The organism is Collinsella sp. AM12-1 (assembly GCF_003472325.1).
Taxonomy (GTDB): domain Bacteria; phylum Actinomycetota; class Coriobacteriia; order Coriobacteriales; family Coriobacteriaceae; genus Collinsella.
In genome coordinates this window covers 20,677-47,049 of record NZ_QRLS01000012.1, presented here as the reverse complement: position 1 = coordinate 47,049, position 26,373 = coordinate 20,677, and the positions used below count along the sequence as shown (strand labels likewise).

The following is a 26,373-nucleotide window of genomic DNA, read 5'->3' as shown; positions in this document are numbered from 1 at the left end:
ATGTCTTCGGCGGTAAGATACTTCGGTATCGCAATTTGGTCTGCGGCCGCCGTGCCGCACGCATGGGGCGCATTCTGCGCCTGCGAAAGGATCCTTGAATAACATGAAGGCAATCATCCCCGCCGCCGGTCTTGGCACGCGTTTTCTGCCTGGCACCAAGTGCACGCCCAAAGAGATGCTGCCGGTGCTCGACAAGCCCGTCATTCAGTACGTCGTCGAGGAGGCGCTCGAGCCCGAGGAGGTCGACGATGCCATCATCGTTACTTCTCCCGGTAAGCCCGAGCTACTGAACTACTTCCAGCCTGATCGCTCGCTCGAGAACCTGCTGCGCGAGCGCGGCAAGAACGCCTATGCCGATGCCGTCGCCCACGCTGGCGGTATGCCGGTCGACTTCCGTTATCAGTACGAGCCCAAGGGCCTCGGCCATGCTATTCGCTCTGCTGCCGACGCCGTGGCAGGGGAGAACTTCCTGGTTCTTCTGGGCGACTACGTTGTGCCTAACCGCGATATCTGCGACAAGATGCTCGCCGTTTCCAAGGAGCACGGTGGCGCTTCGGTTATCGCCGTCGCTGCTTGCTCGCCCGAGGAAGTCAGCCGCTACGGCGTTATCGCCGGCGAGCGCGTCGGTTCGCTCGAGGGCGCCGAGGGCGTTGCCGATGCCGAGCCGGGCGCTGTCTGGCGCATCGGCGGTCTGGTCGAGAAGCCCGCTCCCGAGGCGGCTCCGTCCAACCTGTACATCGTCGGTCGCTACCTGCTGAGCCCGCTGGTCATGGACTTGCTGGCAGATCAGCAGGCCGGCAAGGGCGGCGAGATCCAGCTCACCGACGCCATGGCCCGTTCGCTCGACCGCGAGGCCATGTACGCCGTCGTCATCGACCCGCTGTCGGGCTACGACACTGGCACTCCCTCTGGTTGGATGGCCACTAACGCCCTCATGGCTGCAAACGACCCCCGCTTTGCCGATGCCTTCTGGGACGCCATCGACGAGCGCGGCGGATTGATGCGCAAGTAAGCCTTCGGGCACCGACATTTACGGGCGTGGACCTCGGTTCGCGCCCGTTTTTTATAAGAGCTGCGATTGCTGGCTCTCTGTTCACAGAAAATATATGAACAGATGTTCGATATACATACATCTACCTGCGTGTTTTCTGTCGAAAAACTTTGCTACTCCAAAAACTCAATCGCGTCAAGGCTTTTCTTGCCCAACGGTCGGTACCTGATAAACTATTAGGTTGCGATAACTGGCGAAGCTATGCCTCGCCAACCCACCGAGCATTTCCGTGAAGGAGGAAAAACCTGGTGACCTACGCATACACTGCCACTGAGCGCAAGCGCGTCAGCTTCGGGAAAATCCCGGAGGCCATGGAGCTCCCCAACCTTATCTCTGTTCAAAGGGAATCCTTTGAGCGTTTTAAGGACGAGGGTCTTCGTGAGGCGTTCAAGGAATCCAGCCCCATCCAGAGCCAGAACCATGTTCTCGAGGTTACCTTCGGCGAGCATCAGTTCGGCGACCCCGCGCACACCGTCGAGGAGTGCCGCGAGAAGGATATGACCTATCAGGCTCCGCTTCTGACCGACGTCCGTCTCACCAACAAGGAGACCGGCGAGATCAAGGAGCAGCTCGTCTTCATGGGCGACTTCCCCATGATGACCGATCAGGGCACCTTCATCATCAACGGTACCGAGCGTATCGTCGTCTCGCAGCTCGTCCGCTCCCCGGGCGTGTACTACAGCTCCGAGATGGATTCGGGCAAGCAGATCTACAAGGCCCAGATCATCCCGTCCCGCGGTGCCTGGCTTGAGTTTGAGGTCGACAAGCGCGACCAGCTCATGGTCTCCATCGACCGTAAGCGCAAGCAGAGCGCCACGATGTTCCTGCGCGCCCTTGGCATCGCCGTCACCAACGACGACATCATCGAGCTGCTCGGTAACTCCGATGTGATCAAGCGTACCCTGGAGCGCGACACCGCTCTCACTCGCGAGGACGCCCTCATCGAGATCTACCGTCGTCTGCGCCCGGGCGAGCCTCCCACCGTGGACGCTTCCCGCAGCCTGCTCGAGGGCCTGCTCTTTAACCCGCAGCGCTACGACCTGGCCCGCGTCGGTCGTTACAAGGTCAACAAGAAACTCAACCTCACCACCGAAGAAGAGGTCACGGTGCTCACCGACGAGGATATCGTCGCGACGCTGCGCTACCTCCTGTCCCTCGCTGCCGGCGAGCAGGGCTTCAAGGTCGACGACATCGACCATTTCGGCAACCGCCGCATCCGCACCGTCGGCGAGCTCGTCGCCAACCAGTTCCGTATCGGCATGAGCCGTATGGAGCGCGTCGTCCGTGAGCGCATGAGCTCCCAGGACATCGACGAGATCACCCCGCAGTCGCTCATCAACATCCGCCCGATCGTGGCCTCCATCAAGGAGTTCTTCGGTTCCTCGCAGCTCTCGCAGTTCATGGACCAGGCGAACCCCCTGACCGGTCTGACCCACAAGCGCCGTCTGTCCGCACTCGGCCCTGGTGGTCTTGCCGGCCACAAGTCCGGCTCCAGCCGCCGCACCAACGTGCCGACGGCCGTCCGCGACGTTCACAACTCGCACTACAGCCGCATGTGCCCGATCGAGACCCCCGAAGGCCCCAACATCGGCCTGATCGGCTCGCTCGCCCTCTACGCCCGCGTCAACGAGTATGGCTTCATCGAGGCCCCGTTCCGTCGCGTCGAGAACGGCGTTGCCACCGACCAGATCGACTGGATGACCGCTGACGAGGAAGAGAAGCACGTCATCGCGCCGGCCAACACGCCGCTCGATCCCAAGACCAACGAGTTCATCACGACCGATGCCGAGGGCAAGATCGTCCGTCCGCACACCGTGATCGCCCGTACCCGCGACTTCGACGGCTCCTTCGGCGCTCCCGCCGACGTGCCTGTCGAGGACGTCGACTACATGGATGTCTCGCCGCGTCAGATGCTGTCCGTCGCAGCCACGCTGATTCCGTTCCTTGAGCACGACGACGCCAAGCGTACGCTGATGGGCGCTAACATGCAGCGTCAGGCCGTGCCGCTGGTTCACCCCGCCGCTCCCTATGTCGGTACCGGCATGGAGCGTCGCGCCGCTCTGGACTCCGGCGAGGTCACCCTGGCCAAGAACGCCGGCGAGGTCATCTTTGCCGACGCCGCCAAGATCATCGTCAAGCATGCCGGCGGCATGGACGAGTATCACCTGGCCAAGTACCAGCGCTCCAACCAGTCCACCTGCATCAACCACCGTCCACTCGTGCGCGTCGGTGACACCGTTGAGCAGGGCGAGCCCCTGGCCGACGGTCCTTCGACCGATCACGGCGAGCTCGCACTGGGCCAGAACCTCACCGTGGCATACATGCCGTGGGAAGGCTTTAACTACGAGGACGGTATCGTCGTGTCCGAGCGCCTGGTGGCCGAGGACCTGCTGACGACCATCAATATCACCCGTCACGAGATCGACGCCCGCGACACCAAGCTTGGCCCCGAGGAGATCACCCGCGAGATCCCGAACCTCTCCGAGGACATGCTTGCCAACCTCGACGAGGACGGCATCATCCGCATCGGCGCCGAGGTCGGCCCTGGCGACATCCTGGTCGGCAAGGTTACCCCCAAGGGCGAGAGCGCTCTGACCGCCGAGGAGCGCCTGCTGCGCGCCATCTTCGGTGCCAAGGCTCACGACGTTCGCGACACCTCCCTTAAGATGCCTCACGGCGCTTACGGCCGCGTCATCGACGTCGTCCGCTTTAGCCGCGAGAACGGCGACGACCTGGCCCCCGGCGTCAACGAGCAGGTGCGCGTCTACGTCGCCCAGCGTCGTAAGATCCAGCAGGGCGATAAGATCGCCGGTCGCCACGGCAACAAGGGTGTTATCTGTAACGTTCTGCCGGTCGAGGACATGCCCTACATGGCTGACGGTACCCCGATCGACGTCATCCTCAACCCGCTGGGCGTTCCTTCGCGTATGAACGTCGGCCAGCTGCTCGAGTGTCACCTTGGCTGGGCTGCTGCCTGCGGTTGGGATACCGAGCAGGCCGACTCCGACAAGTACGTCCCCGGTCCGTTCTTCACCGCGACGCCCGTCTTTGACGGCGCCAAGGAGGACGAGATCGCCGAGGTCATTCGTCGCGCCAACAAGAACATGCTCAACAAGGCCACCGCTGCCTTTGGCGATCACATGCGCCCCGAGTTTGTCACCCAGCTTGACGAGCGCGGCAAGACCCGCCTGTTCGACGGCCGCACCGGCGAGGAGTTCCGCGAGCCCATTACCGTGGGTACGTCCTACATCCTCAAGCTCGGCCACATGGTCGACGACAAGATCCACGCCCGTTCGACCGGCCCTTACAGCCTGGTTACCCAGCAGCCTCTGGGCGGCAAGGCCCAGTTCGGCGGCCAGCGCTTCGGCGAGATGGAAGTTTGGGCACTGTACGCATACGGTGCTTCCAACGTCCTGCAGGAGATCCTGACCGTCAAGTCCGACGATACCGTGGGCCGCGTCAAGACCTACGAGTCCATCGTCAAGGGCGAGAATGTTCCGGTCCCGGGAATCCCCGAGTCCTTCAAGGTTCTCGTCAAGGAGATCCGCTCCCTCGCACTGGACATCGAGCCCATGCACGATGCCGACGAGGACGCCTCCGCCCCTGTGACCGCCGAGGAGACCTCTGCTCTCGACGACCTGGCTGCGCTCGCCGGCGTTGACGCCGACGTCGAGGCCGAGGATGCCGAGACCGCCGAGGCGCCCGAGGCTGTCGCCGCCACGACCACTGATAAGGAGTAGTTGACTGTGGCAGATTTCGAAGCTACTGATTTTGACTCGGTAAAGATCTCCCTTGCCTCCGCCGACCAGATCCGTTCCTGGTCGCACGGCGAGGTCAAGAAGCCGGAGACCATCAATTACCGTACCCTCAAGCCCGAGAAGGACGGCCTGTTCTGCGAGAAGATCTTCGGTCCCGCCAAGGACTGGGAGTGCTCCTGCGGCAAGTACAAGGGCATCCGCTTTAAGGGCATCGTCTGCGAGCGCTGCGGCGTCGAGGTCACCTCGGCCAAGGTGCGTCGCGACCGCATGGGCCACATCGAGCTCGCCGCTCCCGTGTCCCACATCTGGTACTTCAAGAGCCCCACGAGCTTCCCGATGAGCCGTATGCTCGACATCAAGTCCAAGGACCTCGAGAAGGTTCTGTACTTTGCCAGCTACATTATCACCGAGGTTGACTACGAGGCTCGCGAGGCCGACGCCGACGACCTGCGCGAGGAGCTCGCCGCCGATCTGGAAGAGATCGATGCCGAGTGCGCCCGCCAGATCGAGTCCCTCAAGGAGCAGGGCGACCCCGAGAACTTTGACGAGTTCTCCGACGAGGAGCCGCTGACCCCCGAGGAGATCGCCTCTGGCATCGTCGACATCGAGGAAGAGTGCAAGGACGAGAAGCAGCTCCGTACGGACGCCTTCAACGCCTTCATGAAGCTCACCGAGCGCGACCTCATCTCCGATGAGCCGCTGTTCCGCGAGATGACCCGCTACTACTCCATGTACTTCAAGGGTGGCATGGGTGCCGAGGCCGTCCGCGACCTGCTCGCTGCCATCGACCTCCCCTCCGAGGCCGAGAAGCTCAAGGCCATCATCGCCGACGAGGACTCCCAGAAGCAGAAGCGCGAGAAGGCCGTCAAGCGCCTCGAGGTCGTTGACGCCTTCCTGAAGGGCGGCAACAGCCCCGCGAACATGATCCTGGACGTCATCCCGGTCATTCCGCCCGATCTGCGCCCGATGGTCCAGCTCGACGGCGGCCGCTTCGCCGCGTCCGACCTCAACGACCTGTACCGTCGCGTGATCAACCGTAACAACCGACTCAAGCGCCTGCTCGACCTGGACGCCCCTGCGATCATCGTGAACAACGAGAAGCGCATGCTCCAGGAGTCCGTGGACGCCCTGTTCGACAACGGCCGCCGTGGTCGCCCGGTCTCTGGCCGTGGCGGTCGCCCGCTCAAGTCGCTCGCCGAGGCCCTCAAGGGCAAGCAGGGTCGCTTCCGTCAGAACCTGCTGGGTAAGCGTGTCGACTACTCCGGCCGTTCGGTTATCGTTACCGACCCCAAGCTGCTGCTGCACCAGTGCGGTCTGCCCAAGACCATGGCGCTGGAGCTCTTCAAGCCCTTCGTCATGAAGCGCCTGGTCGAGCTTGGCAAGGTCGAGAACATCAAGGGCGCCAAGCGCGCCATCGACCGCGGTGCCACCTTTGTGTGGGATATCCTCGAAGAGGTCATCGACGGCCGCGTCGTGCTGCTCAACCGCGCACCGACCCTGCACCGTCTGTCCATCCAGGCCTTTGAGCCGGTGCTGGTCGAGGGCAAGGCTATCCACCTGCACCCGCTGGTCTGCTCGCCCTTCAACGCCGACTTCGACGGCGACCAGATGTCTGTCCACGTGCCGCTGTCCAGCCAGGCTCAGGCCGAGGCTCGCGTGCTCATGCTCTCTGCGAACAACCTGCGCTCGCCGGCATCCGGCAAGCCGGTCAACATCCCCTCGCAGGACATGATCATCGGTGTGTACTACCTGACCCAGGTCCGCGACGGTCTGCCGGGCGAGAACCACGTGTTCGCCAGCTTCGACGACGCGCTGCACGCCTATGACTGCCGCTCCGAGGTCGACATGCAGGCCAAGATTCAGGTCCGCGTGTCCGCTGCCGACGCCAATGTCATCAACGAGGACGGCACCCGTATCTTCCGCGTCAAGAACGGCAAGAACGAGTTTGTCGACTACGATGTCACCGGCAACAAGACCGCGCGCTTCGAGACCTCTATCGGCCGCATTATCTTCAACCGCCAGTGCCTGCCCGAAGACTACGAGTTCATGAACTACAAGATGGTCAAGGGCGACGTGGCCAAGCTGGTTGCTGACTGCTGCGATCGTTACCCCGAGGCCAAGGTCGGCCCGATCCTCGACGCCATCAAGTACTCCGGCTTCCACTACGCTACCCGCGCCGGCCTCACCATCTCGGTGTGGGACGCTCTCATCCCTGCCGAGAAGCAGGAACTGCTCGATCGCGCTCAGGCCAACGTCGACCAGATCAACGAGTACTTCGAGGAGGGCTTCATCAACGAGACGGAGCGCCACATCGAAGTCGTTAACGAGTGGACCGCTTGTACCGATAAGGTCGCAGCGCTCATGCTCGACATGTTCGACGAGGAGAACCCGCTGTACATGATGGCCGACTCCGGCGCCCGTGGTTCTAAGACCCAGCTGCGTCAGCTCGGCGGCATGCGTGGCCTTATGGCAGACATGTCCGGTGAGACGATCGACCTTCCCATTAAGGCGAACTTCCGCGAGGGCCTGTTACCGCTCGAGTACTTCATTTCGACCTACGGCGCCCGTAAGGGCCTGGTCGATACCGCATCCCACACCTCGGACTCTGGTTACCTGACCCGTCGTCTGGTCGACGTGGCCCAGGACGTCATCGTCCGCGAGGAGGACTGCGGTACGCACGAGGGCGTCACCTACAACCTCATCATCCCCGGCACCACCGACCTCAACACCGACCTCGTCGGCCGTTGCTTCATTGAGGACGTTGTGGCTCCCGATGGCACCGTGCTCTTTGAGCAGGACGGTTACATCGAGAAGGTCGCCGACATCCAGAAGATGGTCGATGCCGGCCTCAAGAAGGTCAAGCTCCGCGCGCTGCTCACCTGCCGCTCCAAGTACGGCGTGTGCCAGAAGTGCTACGGCTGGGATCTTTCCACCCGTCGTCCGGTCGCCATCGGTACCGCGGTCGGCATTATTGCCGCCCAGTCCATCGGCGAGCCCGGTACGCAGCTTACGATGCGTACCATTCACTCCGGCGGCGTCGCTGGCGTCGACGATATTACGCAGGGTCTGCCTACGGTCAGCCGTATGTTCGATATCGTCGGCAACGTCAACGAGAAGATTCTGGGTCGCGAGGCCGAGCTGGCTCCGTACTCTGGCCACCTCTCGATTAAGCCCGAGAAGTCCGAGTACGTGCTGACGCTCACCGACTCCGAGGATCACACCCGTGTCCTCGACGAGCGTCGCGTCCCCGCTTCGGTGCGCTTTATGCCCGAGATCGAGGACGGCTGCGAGGTTCGCGCCGGCGACCAGATCACCAAGGGCTTCGTCAACTTCCGCAACCTGCGCAAGCTGACCGACATCGAGTCGACGATGCACACCTTCGTCGAGAGTGTCAAGGACGTCTACACCAGCCAGGGCGTCGACCTGAACGACAAGCACATCGAGGTGCTCGCACGTCAGATGCTGCGTCGCGTTCAGATCACCAACCCCGGCGACTCCAAGTACCTGCTTGGTCAGTACGTCGACCGCTACGAGTTCGCCGACGAGGTCGAGCGCGTTGCCCGTCTGGGCGGTCAGGCTCCTGTGGCTGAGCCCGTCATCCTGGGTACGCTCAAGGTCGCGTCCAACATCGACTCCTGGCTGTCGAGCGCTTCGTTCATCCGTACCGCCGGCGTCCTTACCGAGGCTGCCATCGAGGGCAAGGTCGACCACCTGCTCGACCTTAAGTCCAACGTCATCGTCGGTAAGAAGATCCCGGCTGGTACTGGCCTCAAGCCGTACGCCAACGCCAAGCTGACGTATCGCACGGCTGACGGCTACGTGGACATCGACGGTCCGGCTTCGCCCAACGCCAAGTCGCTGCCCGAGTGGGCTCCGGTTGAGCTCAAGGACCTGGACGAGCAGCTCCCGCAGCAGCTCGACTGGGCCGGCTACGACGAGTTCGGTGGTGCTGACGGTTCGTTCACCCGCAACGGCCACACCATCTCCGCCGAGAAGGCTCGCCTGTACCTGTTCGACGACCTGGGCGTGTCGCAGCGCTGGACCAACAAGTTCAGCGAGGTCGGCATCGAGACGGTCGGCGACCTGGTTGGCAAGTCCGAGGAGGATCTGCTGCGCATCGATGGCATCGGTGCCAAGGCGATCGAGGAGCTCCGTGACGGCCTCGAGGCCCACGACCTGCTCTACATCCTCGAGAACAACGACGATGTTGCCGACGAGGAAGACCTCTCGCAGCTGCTGCAGATGGTCTTTAGCCCCGACGGTCCGGACGACATCCTGCTGGGTACCTCCGCTCCGACGCATCACGTCGACGCCGACGAGGAGCTCCTGGGCGCCCCGATCGACGACAAGAAGGCTCCCGCCAACGGTGCCATCAACGAGGACATGGCTTCCCTCGACGAGCTGCTCAACCAGCTCGTGGACACCGACGACGCCGAAGAGGCCAAGGACAACGACGAGGAGTAATTAGTTCCGCCGTTCTAACGAACGGCGGCGACCTCCGTCGCTGCGCGGCCCCCAGAGCTACAATCTGTCATTCAAAAGGCAGGGCATGACCAAAAGGTCAATGCCCTGCCTTTTTCATGCCACCTTGTACGCTCTGGGGGCCGCTCGCTTGCGTATGCTCAACCTGTTGCGTTCCGTTGATCCCTTGCCAAAAAGGGACGGATTAATTTTGGTAGGTTTTTCCTGCTTGAATTTGAAACATTTAGTCCGGCAAGAGCGTATCTATGGTGAGGGCCTCATCGAGAACCATTAACGTCACCGGGAGGTGATTATGGAAGAACAAGCTTTTAGACAGGCGGTCGAGGACCACCGGGATGTCGTGTTCCGAATCGCTTTGACGTACCTGCGCGATCGCGCCGACGCCGACGATGTCGCTCAAGACGTCTTTCTAAAGTTACTCAAAAGCGATACGCATTTTGAAAGCTGGGAACATCTTCGTCGATGGCTTATCCGGGTCACGATCAATGAATGCAAATCGCTCTTTCGAAAGCCATGGAGGCGTGTGGAGGATATTGAGAACCTGGCCGATTCGCTTTCGACGGCGCAGGAGGAGACCAAGGCGGTCCTGTCAGACGTTATGCGACTTCCGGAGCGATTCCGTATTCCTATCGTGCTCTATTACTATCTGGGCTTCTCGACTTCAGAAATTGCCGAGTTACTGCATGTGCCAGCCGCGACCGTTCGAACGCGTTTAGCTCGCGGCAGATCGAAGCTCAAGTTCATCCTAGAGGAGGGCGACCGTGAAATCCAACCAGATCAAGCAGGCCTTCGAGTCCATCCAAGCCGATAGCGATCTTGCCGACCGTGTTATTGATGCTGCTGCGGGTGAGCCGCTTCATCGAAAGGGCCACGCGAAGCCTCTCTATGTTGCCGTAATCGGATGCCTTGCCGGAGTGCTGGCGACCGGAGGGGTCGCCTATGCCGTCGTCAATTCCAGTTATTTTGCCTCTGCCTGGGGAAACCACGGCAACGGAGAGTCCATTACCTGGACTCAAGGTGGCTCGTCGGGGACTAAATATACCTACACCAGAGAGTTTGGTGACGGCATTGCGCCCCAAAGCTTGGAGGGTTCAGTACAGAAGGTCAATCTGTCCGTCGAGGGCAACGGCTATACACTCGACATTCATGATATGGCTATCGACCAAAACGGCTGCGGTGCTGTGACGTTTACGCTGTCCAATCCAAATGGTGTTAACTACTACAAGCCGGCAGCAGAGACAGGCGAACTTGTTCTCTATGGTGAAGAAGAACAAGGCATCGGTACACCCAGCATGAACTTCGGCGAGGAATGGGCTGATACACGCTGCACCATTGATAAAGACACATCAAGCGATACGGTCATTAACGGCACGATGTACTTTGCATCTTGGAATCGCGATCGAGATTTACGACATGCGGTCACCTGGAATATCAGTTGGACGGAGGGCAAAGGTGAGGATGCGAAGGTGATCGAGGTATCGACGCCAGAGTTTAACGTCGGAGCGCACGTCGATACAAAAGAACTCCGCTCCGATGACTCGCCTCTCGAGATTAGCCCGTTTTCCATCCAGACGCACATCGATGATCTGGGCTATGAAGCAGTTGATCATAAACTGACCGTCACCTACAAGGATGGGTCAGAGCAGATTATCGAAGATGACGACGCAGGGGCGTACAATTTCTATGTTTCGATGGCACGCAATAGCGGAGAGAACATTTGGGTGCCAACGAAGTTGATTGATGTCGATCAAGTGGTCTCGGTAACCCTCGAGGGCGCGAGGTACACATCAACGGGGGAGACCGAAACGAAAGTACCCTTTACCATCGTCTATTCGTAAGGCCTAGGCCGCTTCCTGCTAGAGGAAGCGGCCATTTTTGCGTTACATGGACGGCTGGAATGGGCACTTGCGCACAGGCGGGGATTCCTTTTATGGAGGCTTTGCGGAAATATAGCTATTTTGGGATACGCCCGGCGGCGTGGTCTGTTGACGGCACAGCTAACGCCACGTATCCTATCGAACTGCGTGTTTCGTAGGGGGATGCTGACCCCTCGATTCAAGCCGTTGCACTTTACAGAAAGCTGGAATCATTCGAGAAGGAGTACGCTTTGCCTACTATTAACCAGCTGGTTCGCCAGGGCCGTCGTTCCGTGCCCAAGAAGTCCAAGAACGCTGCTCTGCAGCACAACTCCCAGAAGCGCGGCGTGTGCACCCGCGTCTTCACCACGAGCCCCAAGAAGCCGAACTCGGCTCTTCGTAAGGTTGCCCGTGTTCGCCTTGTCAACGGCATCGAAGTTACTGCTTACATCCCGGGTGAGGGCCACAACCTGCAGGAGCACTCCATCGTGCTCGTCCGCGGCGGTCGTGTCCGTGACCTCCCTGGTGTCCGTTATCACGTCATCCGTGGCGCCTACGACGCTGCTCCGGTCCAGAACCGTATGCAGGCCCGTTCCAAGTACGGTGCTAAGCGCCCCAAGGCCAAATAAGCCAGATAACGTTTTGATACTTTCGCCGTGTGCCGTCTTGAGCGCCGCACGGTAGACACTTAAGGAGATTTCACATGCCGCGTCGTGCAGCAGCTAATCGTCGTGAGGTTCAGCCTGACGCCGTTTACAACAACCGCCTGGTGACTCAGCTCATCAACAAGGTCCTTCTTGACGGCAAGAAGGCCACCGCTGAGCGCATCGTTTACACCGCTTTCGAGATCGTTGCCGAGAAGTCTGAGGGTGGCGACGCTCTCGCTACCTTCAAGAAGGCTATGGACAACGTCAAGCCCACGCTCGAGGTTAAGCCCAAGCGTGTCGGCGGCGCTACCTATCAGGTCCCGATGGAGGTCAACTCCCGTCGTTCCACCGCTCTGGGTATCCGCTGGATCGTCAACTTCTCCCGCGCTCGCAAGGAGAAGACCATGGCCGAGCGTCTTGCCAATGAGATCCTCGACGCTTCCAACGGCCTGGGCGCTTCCGTCAAGAAGCGTGAGGACGTCTTCAAGATGGCCGAGGCCAACCGCGCGTTCTCTCACTATCGTTGGTAAGTTAAGGTAAGGAACTAACATGGCTAAGCCTAAGTACAAGCTTTCCGATACCCGTAACATCGGCATCATGGCCCACATCGATGCCGGTAAGACCACCACGACCGAGCGTATTCTTTACTACACCGGTAAGACCCACAAGATCGGTGAGGTTCATGAGGGCGCTGCCACCATGGACTGGATGGTTCAGGAGCAGGAGCGCGGCGTAACCATTACCTCCGCTGCTACCACGTGCTTCTGGAACAAGGACGGTAAGGACTACCGCATCCAGATCATCGACACCCCGGGCCACGTTGACTTCACCGCCGAGGTCGAGCGCTGCCTGCGCGTCCTCGATGGCGCTGTCGCCGTCTTCGACGCCGTTGCCGGCGTTCAGCCCCAGTCTGAGACCGTTTGGCGTCAGGCTTCTACCTTCAACGTCCCCCGCATCGCCTTCATCAACAAGTATGACCGCGTGGGCGCTGACTTCTTCAACGCTATCGAGACCATGAAGGATCGTCTCGACGCCAACGCCGTGGCCGCTCAGGTCCCGATGGGCGCCGAGGACAACTTCTGGGGCGTCATCGACCTGGTCACCATGACTGCATGGGACTTCAAGGCCGACGAGAAGGGTATGACCTACCCCGAGCCGATGGACGAGATCCCGGCTGAGTTTGCCGACATCGCTGCCACCAAGCGCGAGGAGCTCCTCGACGCTGCTGCCAGCTTTGACGACGAGCTCATGGAGAAGATCCTCATGGAGGAGGACTTCACCGTCGAGGAGCTCAAGGCTGCTCTGCGCAAGGGCGTTCTGGCCAACGAGCTCAACCTCGTCTTCGTGGGTTCCGCCTACAAGAACAAGGGCGTTCAGGAGCTGCTCGACGCTGTCGTCGACTACCTGCCCAGCCCGCTCGACGTTGAGGCCGTCACCGGTACCGATCCGGACACCGGCGAGGAGATTCAGCGTCATCCTTCCTTCGACGAGCCCTTCTCCGGCCTGGTCTTCAAGATCATGACCGACCCGTTCGTCGGTAAGCTCACCTACGTCCGCGTTTACTCCGGCCGCGCCGAGTCCGGCTCCTACGTTGTCAACGCTTCCAACGGTCAGCGCGAGCGCCTCGGCCGCATCCTCGAGATGAACGCCGCCGAGCGTATCGACCGTGACGACGCTGCCGCCGGCGACATCGTCGCTTGCGTCGGCTTCAAGAACTCCACCACCGGTGACACCCTGTGCGCCGAGGGCAAGGAGATCGTCCTCGAGAAGATTGAGTTCGCTAAGCCCGTTATTGACGTTGCCATCGAGCCCAAGACCAAGGCCGAGCAGGACAAGATGTCCCTGGCTCTGACCAAGCTCGCCGAGGAGGACCCGACCTTCCAGGTGTCCACCAACCACGAGACCGGCCAGACCATCATCGCCGGCATGGGCGAGCTGCACCTCGAGATCATCGTCGACCGTCTGCTCCGCGAGTTCAAGGTTGACGCTAACGTCGGTAAGCCCCAGGTTGCCTACCGCGAGACCGCCGGTCACGACGTCGAGAAGGCTGAGGGCAAGTTCGTCCGTCAGTCCGGCGGTCGCGGTCAGTACGGCCACGCCGTCATCAAGCTCGAGAAGATGGAGGAGGGCTTCGGCTACGAGTTCGTCAACGCTATCGTCGGCGGCGTCGTGCCCAAGGAGTACATCCCGTCCATCGACAAGGGCATCCAGGAGGCCCTGAACACCGGTGTTATCGCCGGCTTCCCGGTCCTCGACGTTAAGGTCACCCTGTTCGACGGTTCTTACCACGAGGTCGACTCCTCCGAGGCCGCCTTCAAGATCGCCGGTTCCATGGCTATCAAGGACGCTCTCAAGAAGTCCGATCCGCAGCTGCTCGAGCCGATCATGGCTGTCGAGGTCGAGACCCCCGAGCAGTACATGGGCGACGTTATGGGCAACCTCTCCGGTCGCCGCGGCAAGATCGAGGGCATGGAGGATCGCAAGAACAGCAAGCTCATCCGTGCCAAGGTGCCGCTGGGCGAGATGTTCGGTTACGCTACCGACCTTCGCTCCCAGACCCAGGGCCGTGCATCCTACACGATGCAGTTCGACTCTTATGAGCCCGCGCCCAAGTCCATCGTGGACGAGGTCATGAGCAAGAACGCCTAAGTTCGAACTCCCTGTTACGTAATCCGCGAGAGCATCTCTCGCACTCTTTGGAGGTTTAAGTTGGCTACCCAGAAGATCCGCATTCGCCTCAAGGGCTATGATCACGAGGTCGTCGATCAGTCCGCGAAGCTCATCGTCGAGACCGCTCAGAAGACCGGCGCTCGCGTTTCCGGTCCTGTCCCCCTGCCCACCGAGCGCAACCTGTACACGGTTATCCGCTCGCCGCACGTGAACAAGGACTCCCGTGAGCAGTTCGAGATGCGCACCCACAAGCGCCTCATCGACATCCTCGACCCCACCTCGGGCACCGTTGATTCGCTTATGCGTCTCGACCTCCCCGCTGGCGTCGACATCGACATCAAGCTCTAAGCGATATCGCTCATAGCTTAAAGGGCCCCGCTGCCGTTACGGTAGCGGGGCCCTTTTGTTTTGCATGATGGGTTTGGATCGCCGGGTAAGGCTGCCGAGCGGCTGGCTGTGGCGACCTACTCACTCAAGGGGCGCAATGACGCTTCCTCAAAATGGAAGGATCGCAAGCCGTCTTCTGTTTCGATGCACGCACGACCAAAGCCATCGACCGTTTTAAAGATGCCTCGCGCCAGCTCGTCACCGGCAGGGGAGCGGGCGATAACGTGCTTTCCAATCCAATTGAGGTGAGCGACATATTCGCCGTGGACGGGCGCGAGCGGTCCGGTGTTTTCTTCCATGGCGTTGAGGCGTTCTGCCCAGGCATCTATAGCGTCTATAACTGCGTGATAGACCTCATCGAGGAGCATGTCGACAGCTGGAACGTTCTCGTTAAGGTCCGAGAGACCGATTGCCGGCAGGCCGCCATCGGGCACCTCTTGGGGCGCATAGTTCACATTGACACCAATGCCACAGACGGCGAAAGGTTTGCCTTCGTTATCGCGTGCGGCCTCGACCAGAATGCCGCCGAGTTTGCGTCCACGCGCGACCAGGTCGTTGGGCCATTTGAGGCCAATCTCGTTTGCAAGACCCTGTTTTTCGAGCGCCTCGAGCACCGCTAGGCCGCTGACGGCAGCAAGACCAGAGTACTTCGCAGGATTAACGCATGGACGCAGGACAATCGAAAGCAATAGGTTGCCGGCGGTTGAATCCCACTTGTGGCCGCGCCGGCCGCGTCCTGCTGTCTGAGCCCGGGCGGCAAGTCCTGTGCCGTGCGGCGCTCCCTGTTTTCCTGCTTCGAGCAGGTCATCGTTGGTCGATCCGGTTACGTCGACTATCGTTAATTTGGCATCCATAACGGCTGCTACCTCCTTAATGAATAAGTGAATAACGCAATGGTGTCGAGAGAGACACAATGTGAAGCCTTTGTCGCATTTGGACAATTTAATGTTAACACGTTAACAACGACTGAAATGCGCTATCCTCTCTTGGTCGATGTAAACACGTCAACAACTCAAAGGAGGTTAGTGATGGGTTTCACGATTCTTGGAACAGGCTCGGCGCTTCCTAAGCGCAGTGTTTCCAATGACGAGCTGTCCGAGTTCCTCGATACCTCGGATGAGTGGATTTTTACCCGCACAGGTATTAAGAGTCGCCACGTCTGCACCACCGAGTCACTTGACGACCTTACCGTAGCGGCGAGCGAGCGGGCACTCCGGGTGTCCGGAATCGACGCGAGCCAGCTGGATCTGATCGTCTGCTCGACGACGACAGGTGATCACCTTGTTCCCGCTGAGGCGTGTGCCGTTGCTGAGCGACTAGGCGCGACGTGCCCTGCCTTCGATGTCTCGGCGGCCTGCGCCGGCTTCGTATTTGCGCTCGATGTTGCCGAGGGCTATATCGCCCGCGGTCGCGCCGAGCATGTGCTGGTCATTGCCGCCGAGCAGATGACGCGCGCGCTCGATTGGACCGACCGTGCCACGTGCGTGCTCTTTGGCGATGGCGCGGGTGCTGTGGTCATAGAGGCTGGGGGAGAGAATCCCCTCGCTGTTGAGCTTTCGACCGCACCCGATGTCGAGACGTTGCGCGTTCCCGGTCTGGTCGGTACCTCGCCGTTTAAGGCCTCCGCAGATAGCGAGAGCGTGCTGTCCATGAATGGCCGCCGCGTGTTCAAGTTCGGCGTCAACGCCATCTGCGACACGGTCCATAAGCTTGCGAGCGATGCGGGCATTTCGGTCGAAGATATCGATCATTTTGTATTCCATCAGGCTAACGAACGAATCCTGAGCCAGGCGGTCAAGCGCCTCGGCGTGCCAGACGAGCGCGTGATTCGAACGCTGCGCGAGACCGGCAACATTTCGAGCGCCTGCATTCCCTTTGCGCTTGACCGGCTGGCACGTACCGACGCACTGAATGCGGGCGACACCATCGCCCTCGTTGGATTTGGCGCCGGCCTGGATATAGGTGGCTATCTGCTTCGTTGGAAGTAGTCGCACATAGGAAATAAAAACGCCCCTAGGGCACAAACAAAGGAGAACTACCATGGCAGATCAGAAGACCTTCGAGCGCGTTTGCGACGTTATCCGCGAGACCGCCGGCCTTGACGACGTCGAGATGAAGCCCGAGTCCACGCTCGAGGAGATCGGCCTCGACAGTCTGGGTACCGTCGAGATTCTCGTGGCCGTCGAGGACGAGTTCGATATTCAGCTCGATACCGAGGAGAACCCTAAGACGGTCGGCGAGTTCGTCGATACGGTTGAGGCGGCATTGGAGAAGTAGAGATGCTCAAGACTCCTCTCTGCGAGCTGCTCGGCATCGAAAAGCCCGTGTTCCAGGGCGGCATGGCCTGGATTGCCGATGCCTCGCTGGCATCTGCCGTGTCCGAGGCAGGCGGCTTAGGGATTATCGCGGCCATGAATGCCGACGCAAACTGGTTGCGCGATCAGATTCACGAGCTGCGCACCAAGACGGATAAGCCCTTTGGCGTCAACGTCATGCTCATGAGCCCATTTGCCGACGAGGTCGCGCAGGTCGTGATTGACGAGCGAGTGCCGGTCGTCGTGACGGGCGCCGGCAATCCCGCCAAGTACATGAAGGCGTGGAACGAGGCGGGCATCAAGGTCATCCCGGTCGTTGCCTCGGTGGCGCTGGCGCGCCTCGTGGCGCGTCGTGGAGCCACGGCGGTTGTTGCCGAGGGCACCGAATCGGGCGGCCATATTGGCGAGACCTCGACGATGGCACTGGTGCCGCAGGTCGTCGATGCGGTCGACATTCCCGTCGTGGCCGCCGGCGGTATTGCCGACGGCCGCGGCGTGGCGGCCGCCTTTATGCTGGGTGCCGCCGGCGTGCAGGTGGGTACGCGCTTTCTGGTCGCAGACGAGTGCACCGTATCGGAGCAGTACAAGGAGATGGTCCTGAAGGCCAACGACACCTCGACGCGTGCGACCGGCCGCTCGACGGGACATCCGGTGCGTGCCCTCAAGAGCCCCTTCACCAACGCGTATGCCAAGAACGAGGCGGCGGGCGCAAGCTCCGAGGAGCTCGGGGCCATGGGCACCGGCGCCCTTCGCAAGGCCGCCATGGACGGCAATTACGAAGAGGGTTCGTTTTTGTGTGGACAGATTGCCGGCATGGTCAACGAGTGCCAGAGCGCACGTGAAATCGTTGACGACTTGGTCGATGGCGCCGAGCGCGTTCTGAAGGGTGCGCCCGCATGGGTAGCGTAGCGTTTCTGTTTGCCGGCCAGGGCGCCCAGCACCCCGCGATGGGCGTCGACCTGATCGAGGCATCGCCGGCCGCCGCCGAGGTGTTCGCCATTGCCGACGAGGTGCGCCCGGGGACCAGTGAGCAGTGCCGAAGCGCCTCCAAGGAGGAACTCTCGCAGACCGAGAACACGCAGCCGTGCGTGTTCGTTCACGATCTGGCAGCGGCTGTCGCCCTGCGTGAGCGCGGCGTGGTACCTGCCGCCTGTGCGGGTTTTTCGCTTGGCGAGGTCGCCGCGCTCACCTTTGCGGGGGCGTTCGATACGCGAGCGGGCTTTGAGCTCGTGTGCGAGCGCGCGGCGCTGATGGCCGCGGCTGCCGAGCGCCATCCGGGCGGCATGCGCGCCGTCATCAAGCTCGATGCGGCGCAAGTCGAGAACCTGGCAAAACAGGCCGGCGAGGACTGCTGGCCGGTCAACTACAACAGTCCGCAGCAGACGGTTGTTGCCGGAGCGCCCGAGGCACTGCAGGAGCTCGACGTCCTAGTAAAAGAGGCTGGCGGCCGCGCTATGAAAGTCGCGGTGTCGGGCGCATTTCATAGCCCCTATATGGCCGAGGCGACTGAGGGGCTGGCGACGTATATCCAAGCCGGCCACGCGCCGTCACCGCTGCTGATTCCGGTCATGGCAAACATGACGGCGGCGCCCTATCCGGCGGACCCGCGAGCGGCATCGGATGTCTTGGCCAATCAGGTGAGTCATGCCGTTCGTTGGGTCGACACGCTGCATGCTCTGCAGAATCAGGGCATCGACACGTTTATTGAGGTCGGCCCTGGCAAAACGCTGTCGGGCCTGGCCAAGCGTACGCTGAGCGACGTTCGCGTGTATTCGTGCGAAACGGCCGAGCAGGTCGCAGCTATTGCCGACGAGCTCGCATAGTCCACAGGGCTGTAACCCGAAAGGAATGACATGGGCAACTTGAACAACGGCGCGCTCGAGCGCAACGACTCACGTCGTGTGGCACTGGTCACGGGCGGCTCGCGGGGTATCGGCCGCGCCTGCGCTGTCGGTCTGGCGGAGGACGGCTTTGATATCGCCGTCGTCTATGCCGGCAGCGTCGATGCGGCGCGCAAGACGTGCGAAGCCTGTGAGGCGGTTGGCGCCACGGCACGCGCATATCAATGCGACGTGGCCGATCCCGCTGCTGTCAACGCGTGCGTGGAAGCGGTCCTCAACGACTTTGGTTCCATTTGGGCGCTCGTCAACAACGCCGGCATCACCCGCGATGGCCTGCTCATGCGCATGGGCGATGACGCATTCGATCGCGTGCTCGATGTCAATCTCAAGGGAACATTCAATATGACGCGCGCGCTCACCAAGACCTTTATGCGCCAGCGCGGCGGTTGCGTCGTCAACATGAGCTCGGTCGTGGGCCTGATGGGCAATGCCGGACAAGCCAACTACGCTGCTTCCAAGGCGGGCGTGATAGGGCTTACCAAGGCGGTGGCGCGCGAGCTTGCGCCTCGTGGCGTACGAGCGAACGCGGTCGCTCCCGGGTTTGTCGAGACAGATATGACGGCAAAGCTCTCGGAGAAGGTGCGTACGGCAACCGAGGAACAGATTCCCCTTAAGCGCATGGCACGTCCCGAGGAAGTGGCCGGCGTGGTGCGCTTTTTAGCGAGCGATGCGGCTGCTTACATTACGGGCGAGGTCGTGCGCGTCGACGGCGGAATGGCGATGTAGAAACCAGGGCCGAAGAACGGCTTGGATGAGGAGACCATGATGGAACAGAGAGTTGCAATCACCGGCATCGGTGCCGTATCGCCGCTCGGCAACACCGCGCTTGCCACCTGGGCGGCCATGTGCGCCGGGACCTGTGGCATCGGCCCGATCACGCACTTTGATACCGATGCGTTTACCGTCAAGGTGGCGGCCGAAGTCAAGGGCTTTGACGGCAACGAGTACTTTGGCAAGCGCGACGCCAAGCATCTGGACCCCTGCGTTCAGTTTGCGCTGGTGGCTTCGGACGAGGCAATGCACGATGCGGGCTTTGATGCCGAAGGCGCCATCGATCGCGAGCGCCTGGGCGTTTACGTGGGGTCGGGCGTGGGCGGCATGCAGACGCTCGTCGACAACGTCCATACGATTGCCGACCGTGGGCCCCGCCGCGCATCGCCTTACATGATCGCGATGATGATCCCCAACATGGCATCGGGCAATATCGCAATCCGTCACAAGGCAAAGGGACCGACCCTGCCAGTCGTGACTGCGTGCGCGACCTCGGCCCATGCGGTGGGCGAGGCGTTCCGTGCTATCAAGCACGGCTATGCCGACGCGATCCTCGCGGGCGGTGCCGAGGCGGCCATTATCCCCGATGCTGTTGCAGGCTTTACGTCCTGCCGCGCATTGACCACCAACCCCGATCCCGCGACGGCCTGCCGCCCGTTCGACGCAGACCGCGATGGCTTTGTGATGGGTGAGGGCGCCTGCGTGCTGGTACTCGAGAGCATGGAGCATGCGCAGGCGCGCGGTGCGCACATTTATGCCGAGGTCGTGGGCTACGGCAACACCGATGATGCCTATCACATTACGAGCCCCGACCCCGATGCCGCCGGCATTGCCCGTGCGATATCGCTGGCGGTAGCCGAGGGCGACGTCAAGCCTTCCGAGGGTCTCTACATCAACGCCCACGGCACCTCGACCAAGCTCAACGATTCGTCCGAGACGACAGGCATTAAGCGGGCGCTCGGCGAGGACGCGGCACGCGCCGCGCACGTCTCGTCGACCAAGTCGATGACCGGGCACATGATCGGTGCCACGGGTGCCATCGAGGTCATGGCCTGTGCCATGGCGCTCGAGCAGGGCGTGGTGCCCCCGACCATTAACTACCACACGCCCGATCCCGCCTGCGATCTTGATTACACGCCCAATCGCGCGGTTCGCGCCGACCTTACCTGGGCGCTTTCGACCAACCTGGGCTTTGGCGGGCACAACGCCGCCATCGCGCTGCGTAGATATACGAGGAGCTAGAGCATGGATTCCAAAAGACTTGCCGAGATAGCCGATGTTATGGAGGACCGCGGCCTCACGCGCGTGCGCGTTGAGGAGCCCGATGGCACCGCGGTCGAACTCGAGCGTGCGAGCGCCGCGCAGCCGGTTGCCGTGCCCATGCCTATGCCGGGTGCCGTGACTGCTCCGGTGGTGGCTCCTGTCGCCATGCCTGCCGCCGCACCGGAGCCCGCCGCGCAGGCGCCTGCCGCCGCACCGGAGCCCAAGGGCACCGAGGTGACTGCTCCCATGGTCGGCGTTTTCTATGCTGCCCCGGCGCCGGGCGACGAGCCGTTTGTGCACGTGGGCTCCAAGGTCAAGGCCGGCGAGACCCTCTGCATCATCGAGGCCATGAAGGTTCTCAACGAGGTGACGGCAGAGGCGGATGGCGAGGTGCTCGAGATCTGCGTGGCCGACGGCGACCTCGTGGAGTTTGGCAGTTGCCTTATGAGGATCGGATAGGTGATGTCCATGAACAAAGAAGAGCTCAAGAAGCTGTTGCCGCATCGCGAACCGATGCTTTTGCTCGACGAGGCCGAGCTGGTGGGCGACGAGGCCCACGGCAAGATCACGATTACGGGTGACGAGTACTTTTTGCAGGGGCATTTTCCGGGAAACCCGGTGGTCCCCGGCGTGATTCAGTGCGAGATGCTCGCCCAAAACTGTTGCGTGCTGCTGATGGGCGACGAGGAGGCGCGCGGCGCGACGCCGTTCTATACGAGCCTCGATAAGGTGCGCTTTAAGCGTCCGGTGCGCCCGGGCGACACGGTTGATCTGGTGTGCACCATCACGCGTGCGCGCGGGCCGTTCCGCTTTGCGACGGGTACTGCGAGCGTCAACGGTGAGGTTTGCTGCCGCGCCGATATGTCTTTTGCACTCATGCACGAAAGTTAAGGAAGGCTTCATGTTCGACAAAGTGCTCATCGCCAACCGCGGAGAAGTCGCGGTCCGTGTTATCCGCGCGTGCCGCGATATGGGCATCAAGACCGTCGCCGTTTATTCCACGGCCGATGCGGACGCGCTGCACGTGCAGCTTGCCGACGAGGCGTATTGCATCGGCGGCCCGCGTCTTGCCGAGAGCTACCTCAACGACGATGCCGTGCTCACCTGTGCCGTGAAGTCGGGGGCAAAGGCAATTCATCCCGGCTATGGCTTTTTCTCCGAGAAGGCGAGCTTCGTGCGCGACTGCGACAAGTATGGCCTGGCGTTTGTCGGTCCTTCGGCCAAGGTGATCGACAGCATGGGCGACAAGGACGCCGCGCGTCGAACGGCCGCCGCGGCGGGCGTGCCCATCGTGCCGGGCTGCGATTTGCTCAAAAGTCCCGAGGAGGCAACGGCCGAGGCCGAGCGCATTGGCTGCCCCGTGCTTATTAAGGCGCGCGCCGGCGGTGGCGGTCGCGGCATTCGCAAGGTCGAGCGCGTGGAAGATGCGGCAAAGGCGTTCATCGAGGCACGTGCCGAGGGCGAGGCCGTCTTTGGCGACGGCGAGTGCTACATGGAGAAGTTCGTCGCGCCGGCGCACCACGTTGAGGTGCAGATTATGGCCGATAAACAGGGCCATGTGTTTTCGCTCGGCGAGCGCGAGTGCTCGGTTCAGCGTCGCAACCAAAAGCTGATCGAGGAGAGCCCCGCGCCGTGCCTCGACGGACGCGACGACATTCGTGCTCGCATGCACAAGGCAGCGCGTGACCTGGCTCGTGCCGTCGGCTACGAAGGAGCCGGTACCATCGAGTTCCTGTATTCGGATGACGGCAATTTCTACTTTATGGAAATGAACACGCGCTTGCAGGTGGAGCATCCGGTTACGGAGTTTGTGACCGATACCGACTTGGTCAAGTGGCAGCTACGCGTGGCAGCCGGCCAGCCTCTGCCCTTTGAGCAGGAGGACATGCCGGTTCGCAACCACGCCATGGAGTGCCGCATCAATGCCGAAACGCCGGACTTTCTGCCGTCATGCGGAACGGTCACCGCGTTGCGTGTGCCGGGTGGTCCGCGCGTGCGCTGGGATTCCGCCATGTTTACCGGTGCGAACGTTCCGCCGTACTACGACTCCATGCTTGGCAAGCTCATCGTGTGTGCGCCCACGCGTGACGGCGCCATTCGCAAGATGCGTTCGGCCCTGGGCGAGCTCGTGATTGAGGGCGTGAGCGAAAACAGCGAGCTTCAGCTCGACGTGCTGGCAAACGACGAGTTCTTGTCGGGCATGTATCACACCGATCTGATGGGGCATCTCTATGCTGATGAATAGAAAAGCGAAGACGGTCAACGTCCTCGAGGGGCCGATAACCGAGTCGTGCGCCGAGTTTCCCGCGCGCCACGTGTTTATCAAGTGCCCGGAGTGCCGCCGTGTGATCGATGAGGCACGCCTGCACGACAACCTCGAGGTCTGCCCCCGTTGCGGCAAACACTTTCGCGTGAGCGGTCGCGCGCGCATGCGCATGACGGTCGACGAGGGCACGTTTGAGGAATGGGATGCCAATCTGGCGTCGGAGGACTTCCTCTCGTTTCCCGGCTATGCCGACAAGCTCAAGAGCGTGAGCGAGCGTTCGGGCGAGCGCGATGCCGTTGTGTGCGGCAGGGGCAAAATCTGCGGTTGCGATACAGCTCTCTTCTTTATGGACGCCAACTTTATGATGGGCTCGATGGGTTCTGTGGTGGGCGAAAAGATCTGTCGCACATTTGAGCGAGCGACCGAGCTGGGATTGCCAGTTGTCGGCTTTACCGTTTCGGGCGGTGCGCGCATGCAAGAGGGCGTGACCTCGCTTATGCAGATGGCCAAGATTTCTGCGGCGGTTAGGCGCCACAGCGAGGCGGGCGGTCTGTATATCACGGTGCTCACCGACCCCACGACCGGAGGCGTAACCGCGAGCTTTGCCATGGAGGGCGACATTATCCTGGCCGAGCCCGATGCCCTAACGGCATTTGCCGGCCCGCGCGTGATCGAGCAAAACATGCACAAGCGCCTGCCCAAGGGGTTCCAGCGCTCCGAGTTTTTGCTGGAGCACGGTTTTTGCGATGCCGTTGTTCCGCGTGGCGAGATTGCGCTCACGGTAGGCGAGCTGTTGGCGCTGCACGAAGGGCACGCGCCCGGCCTGGGGGCACCGCATGAGATCGTGCATACGGGTCGCCGCGGCAAAAAGTTGGGACACTTGTTTAAGCGCTCGGCGGCACCAAAAACCGCGCTCGAGATTGTCAAGCAGACCCGCTCGGCAGATCGCGCCACGGCAGGCGAGATGATCTCGCTGGGCCTGGATGGATTTGTGGAGCTGCACGGGGACCGCTACTTTGGCGACGACGCTGCTGTGGTGGCTGGCATTGGCTGGAAAGACGGACGCCCCGTAACGGTCATCGCCATCGAGCGCGGCACCACGACTAAAGAGCGCATGCGTCGCAACTTTGGTATGGCACATCCCGAGGGCTACCGCAAGGCGCGTCGCCTTATGCGTCAGGCCGAAAAGTTTGGTCGACCGGTTCTGTGCCTGGTCGATACTTCGGGCGCGTTTTGCGGCATCGGTGCCGAGGAGCGTGGCCAGGGCGAGGCGATTGCCCAGAATCTCATGGAGATGAGCGGCCTTAAGACGCCGATTGTCTCGGTGGTGACAGGCGAGGGCGGCTCTGGTGGCGCGCTGGCGCTATCCGTGGCCGACCGCATCCTGATGCTCTCGAGCTCGGCCTATTCGGTCGTGAGTCCCGAGGCCTGCGCGTCGATCCTGTGGAAGGATACCGACCGCGCGAATGAGGCCGCCGAAGCGCTTAAGCTCACGGCCCCCGATCTGTTGGCGCTCGGCATCATCGACGGCATTGTTGACGATAGGGGCCTGTCGCATGAGGAGATCGCCGGTGCCGTCATGTCCTCGGCATTTGATGCCTTCGATACGCTTGGGCAACTCGACGACGCGACCCTCACAAACCTCCGCTACGAAAAGTACCGCGCAATCGGTCGGTACCGCACGATGTGACAAAGGGGCAGCCCGCATGTCACATGGGGAAAGGCGTTCCATGTCGCAAGTTTCTAACACCTCGTTTACAACGACGGTTTCATCAAACGCCACGGCCGTGGTGGACTATCTGTCCAAAAGCATGATGTCGGCGCTGCCGTTTATTGTCTGCGCGGCGTTGTTTCGCACCGTCGCCGTCATTATGGGCGAAGGCATGCTGGGCCTGTGGTCTGCCGATTCCGAAATCTATCGCCTGTTCTACAGTTGGCTCTATAACGCCGGCTACTACTTTTTGCCCATCTATCTTGGTTGGGCGGCCGCCCGCCAGCTCGGTTGCTCGGAGCGGCTGGGCATGATGCTGGGCGGCGTATTGATTGCGCCTGATCTGCTTAAGCTCGTCGATGCCGCATCGACGACGGGGGCATCGATGACTTCCGTGTATGGCCTGCTTCCCGCGCCGGTCAATGATTACACGACGACTGTTATTCCGGTTCTCATCTCGGTGCCCGTGCTATGGCGAGTGGAGTGTTTCTTTCGGCGCGTTATCCCTCAGGCCGTGGCGTTTTCGTTCGTTCCGTTTGCGACCATGCTTGTCATGGTTCCGGTTTCGCTGTGTATCACGGCGCCGGCGGGCAGCTATCTGGGCATGCTGTTGGGCCAGCTTATGTTTATGCTTGGCAATTCCGGTGGCATCGTGTCGCTGCTCACGCTCATGGGGCTTGCCGCGGGCTGGGAGTTCCTTAAGATCGCGGGCGTCAGCAACGTTGTTCTATCGCTCGCCTATGCGCAGTTTATGAGTGTGGGAACGGATTCGTGCATCCTGATCGCCGCGACGATGGCAACGTTTGCCGTTTGGGGCATGCCTTTTGGCGCGTCGCTTCGCGTTGCGGATAAGGACGAGAAGGCGCTCATGCTGGGCTATTCAATCTCGGGTGTTCTTGGCGGCGTAAGCGAGCCGGCGCTGTACGGTTGCGGCTTTAAATATGGCAGGTGCCTGACGTGCATGGCCATTGGCGGCGCCGTCGGAGGCCTTGTTGCAGCCGTGGGCAACGTTACGGCCTATACCATTGGCATGACGAATGTCCTCATGGTCATTGGCTTTGCCACGGGCGGCATCTCGAACCTGCTGTGGTGCTGTGCTGCCGGCGGTGTGGCATTTGCGGTGTCTGCGGCGCTGAGCTACTGCTTTGGCGTGGTGCCGGCGAAGGGGCAGACGACGGGGGACGGAGCTGATTCACCCGAAACCTCGAAGAGCGTGGCCGAAGCAAGCGCATAAACCCGTGCGACAAAGGGCGATTTCTTTGTCATGTTCCAAGGTCGTGGCCCGTGTGGGTTGC

At 61.4% G+C, this 26,373-nt stretch carries 21 protein-coding genes; 20 read left to right on the top strand and 1 reads right to left on the bottom strand.

What is annotated here, in order from left to right:
- The first annotated feature begins 103 nt into the window (after nt 1-103).
- From DW136_RS07155 to rpsJ, 9 genes are all read left to right on the top strand, one after another.
- Nucleotides 104-1,012 carry a UTP--glucose-1-phosphate uridylyltransferase gene (locus DW136_RS07155; protein WP_117786148.1) on the top strand — a complete coding sequence of 303 codons (909 nt, stop codon included), beginning with the start codon at nt 104-106 and terminating at the stop codon, nt 1,010-1,012.
- 350 nt (nt 1,013-1,362) lie between these two features.
- Entirely contained in the window at nt 1,363-4,791 is a 3,429-nt protein-coding gene (locus DW136_RS07150; protein ID WP_006235007.1) for a DNA-directed RNA polymerase subunit beta, read from the top strand.
- 6 nt (nt 4,792-4,797) lie between these two features.
- A complete protein-coding gene (locus DW136_RS07145; protein WP_199580204.1) occupies nt 4,798-9,273 on the top strand; it encodes a DNA-directed RNA polymerase subunit beta' in 4,476 nt (1,491 codons plus the stop codon).
- A 310-nt stretch (nt 9,274-9,583) separates the two neighbouring features.
- Entirely contained in the window at nt 9,584-10,102 is a 519-nt protein-coding gene (locus tag DW136_RS07135; protein ID WP_118289332.1) for an RNA polymerase sigma factor, read from the top strand.
- A complete protein-coding gene (locus DW136_RS07130; protein ID WP_118289331.1) occupies nt 10,053-11,129 on the top strand; it encodes a DUF4179 domain-containing protein in 1,077 nt (358 codons plus the stop codon). Before DW136_RS07135 ends, DW136_RS07130 begins: the two co-directional genes overlap by 50 nt.
- Before the next feature lie 269 nt (nt 11,130-11,398).
- A complete protein-coding gene (gene rpsL, locus DW136_RS07125) occupies nt 11,399-11,776 on the top strand; it encodes a 30S ribosomal protein S12 (protein WP_006235012.1) in 378 nt (125 codons plus the stop codon).
- A gap of 74 nt (nt 11,777-11,850) precedes the next feature.
- On the top strand, nt 11,851-12,324 hold the full coding sequence (rpsG, locus tag DW136_RS07120) for a 30S ribosomal protein S7 (RefSeq protein ID WP_006235013.1): 474 nt from the start codon (nt 11,851-11,853) through the stop codon (nt 12,322-12,324).
- Between the two features lie 19 nt (nt 12,325-12,343).
- A complete protein-coding gene (gene fusA / locus DW136_RS07115; protein ID WP_022094183.1) occupies nt 12,344-14,443 on the top strand; it encodes an elongation factor G in 2,100 nt (699 codons plus the stop codon).
- A 60-nt stretch (nt 14,444-14,503) separates the two neighbouring features.
- Entirely contained in the window at nt 14,504-14,812 is a 309-nt protein-coding gene (gene rpsJ, locus DW136_RS07110) for a 30S ribosomal protein S10 (RefSeq protein ID WP_022094184.1), read from the top strand.
- Nucleotides 14,813-14,928: 116 nt separating this feature from the next.
- Here rpsJ and DW136_RS07105 read toward each other — a convergent pair whose 3' ends face one another.
- On the bottom strand, nt 14,929-15,705 hold the full coding sequence (locus DW136_RS07105; protein ID WP_117635351.1) for a biotin--[acetyl-CoA-carboxylase] ligase: 777 nt from the start codon (nt 15,703-15,705) through the stop codon (nt 14,929-14,931).
- A gap of 174 nt (nt 15,706-15,879) precedes the next feature.
- Between DW136_RS07105 and DW136_RS07100 the strand changes: the two genes are divergently transcribed.
- Genes DW136_RS07100 through DW136_RS07050 form a run of 11 tightly spaced genes read left to right on the top strand, consistent with a single transcriptional unit; the run spans nt 15,880 to nt 26,312 of the window.
- Nucleotides 15,880-16,839: a 3-oxoacyl-ACP synthase III family protein gene (locus DW136_RS07100; RefSeq protein WP_118289330.1), complete on the top strand. Its 960-nt coding sequence runs from the start codon at nt 15,880-15,882 to the stop codon at nt 16,837-16,839.
- A gap of 52 nt (nt 16,840-16,891) precedes the next feature.
- On the top strand, nt 16,892-17,128 hold the full coding sequence (locus tag DW136_RS07095; RefSeq protein ID WP_117797419.1) for an acyl carrier protein: 237 nt from the start codon (nt 16,892-16,894) through the stop codon (nt 17,126-17,128).
- Between the two features lie 2 nt (nt 17,129-17,130).
- Complete coding sequence (fabK, locus tag DW136_RS07090; protein WP_118289329.1) at nt 17,131-18,075, top strand: enoyl-[acyl-carrier-protein] reductase FabK; 945 nt, start codon at nt 17,131-17,133, stop codon at nt 18,073-18,075.
- A complete protein-coding gene (locus DW136_RS07085; protein WP_118289328.1) occupies nt 18,063-18,989 on the top strand; it encodes an ACP S-malonyltransferase in 927 nt (308 codons plus the stop codon). Before fabK ends, DW136_RS07085 begins: the two co-directional genes overlap by 13 nt.
- Before the next feature lie 30 nt (nt 18,990-19,019).
- A complete protein-coding gene (fabG, locus tag DW136_RS07080; protein ID WP_089572490.1) occupies nt 19,020-19,793 on the top strand; it encodes a 3-oxoacyl-[acyl-carrier-protein] reductase in 774 nt (257 codons plus the stop codon).
- A 39-nt stretch (nt 19,794-19,832) separates the two neighbouring features.
- The gene (gene fabF / locus DW136_RS07075; protein ID WP_117563765.1) at nt 19,833-21,080 is read left to right on the top strand and encodes a beta-ketoacyl-ACP synthase II; all 1,248 of its coding nucleotides are present in this window, start codon (nt 19,833-19,835) and stop codon (nt 21,078-21,080) included.
- A gap of 3 nt (nt 21,081-21,083) precedes the next feature.
- Nucleotides 21,084-21,560, top strand: coding sequence for an acetyl-CoA carboxylase biotin carboxyl carrier protein (accB, locus tag DW136_RS07070; RefSeq protein WP_117635348.1), 477 nt, complete (start codon nt 21,084-21,086; stop codon nt 21,558-21,560).
- Between the two features lie 9 nt (nt 21,561-21,569).
- Nucleotides 21,570-21,992, top strand: coding sequence for a 3-hydroxyacyl-ACP dehydratase FabZ (gene fabZ, locus DW136_RS07065; RefSeq protein ID WP_022094192.1), 423 nt, complete (start codon nt 21,570-21,572; stop codon nt 21,990-21,992).
- A 10-nt stretch (nt 21,993-22,002) separates the two neighbouring features.
- Complete coding sequence (locus DW136_RS07060) at nt 22,003-23,346, top strand: acetyl/propionyl/methylcrotonyl-CoA carboxylase subunit alpha (RefSeq protein WP_118270260.1); 1,344 nt, start codon at nt 22,003-22,005, stop codon at nt 23,344-23,346.
- On the top strand, nt 23,339-25,057 hold the full coding sequence (gene accD / locus DW136_RS07055; protein WP_233546548.1) for an acetyl-CoA carboxylase, carboxyltransferase subunit beta: 1,719 nt from the start codon (nt 23,339-23,341) through the stop codon (nt 25,055-25,057). The genes DW136_RS07060 and accD overlap by 8 nt, the downstream gene beginning before the upstream one ends.
- 40 nt (nt 25,058-25,097) lie before the next feature.
- On the top strand, nt 25,098-26,312 hold the full coding sequence (locus DW136_RS07050) for a PTS transporter subunit EIIC (RefSeq protein WP_118289326.1): 1,215 nt from the start codon (nt 25,098-25,100) through the stop codon (nt 26,310-26,312).
- The last annotated feature ends 61 nt before the right edge of the window (nt 26,313-26,373 follow it).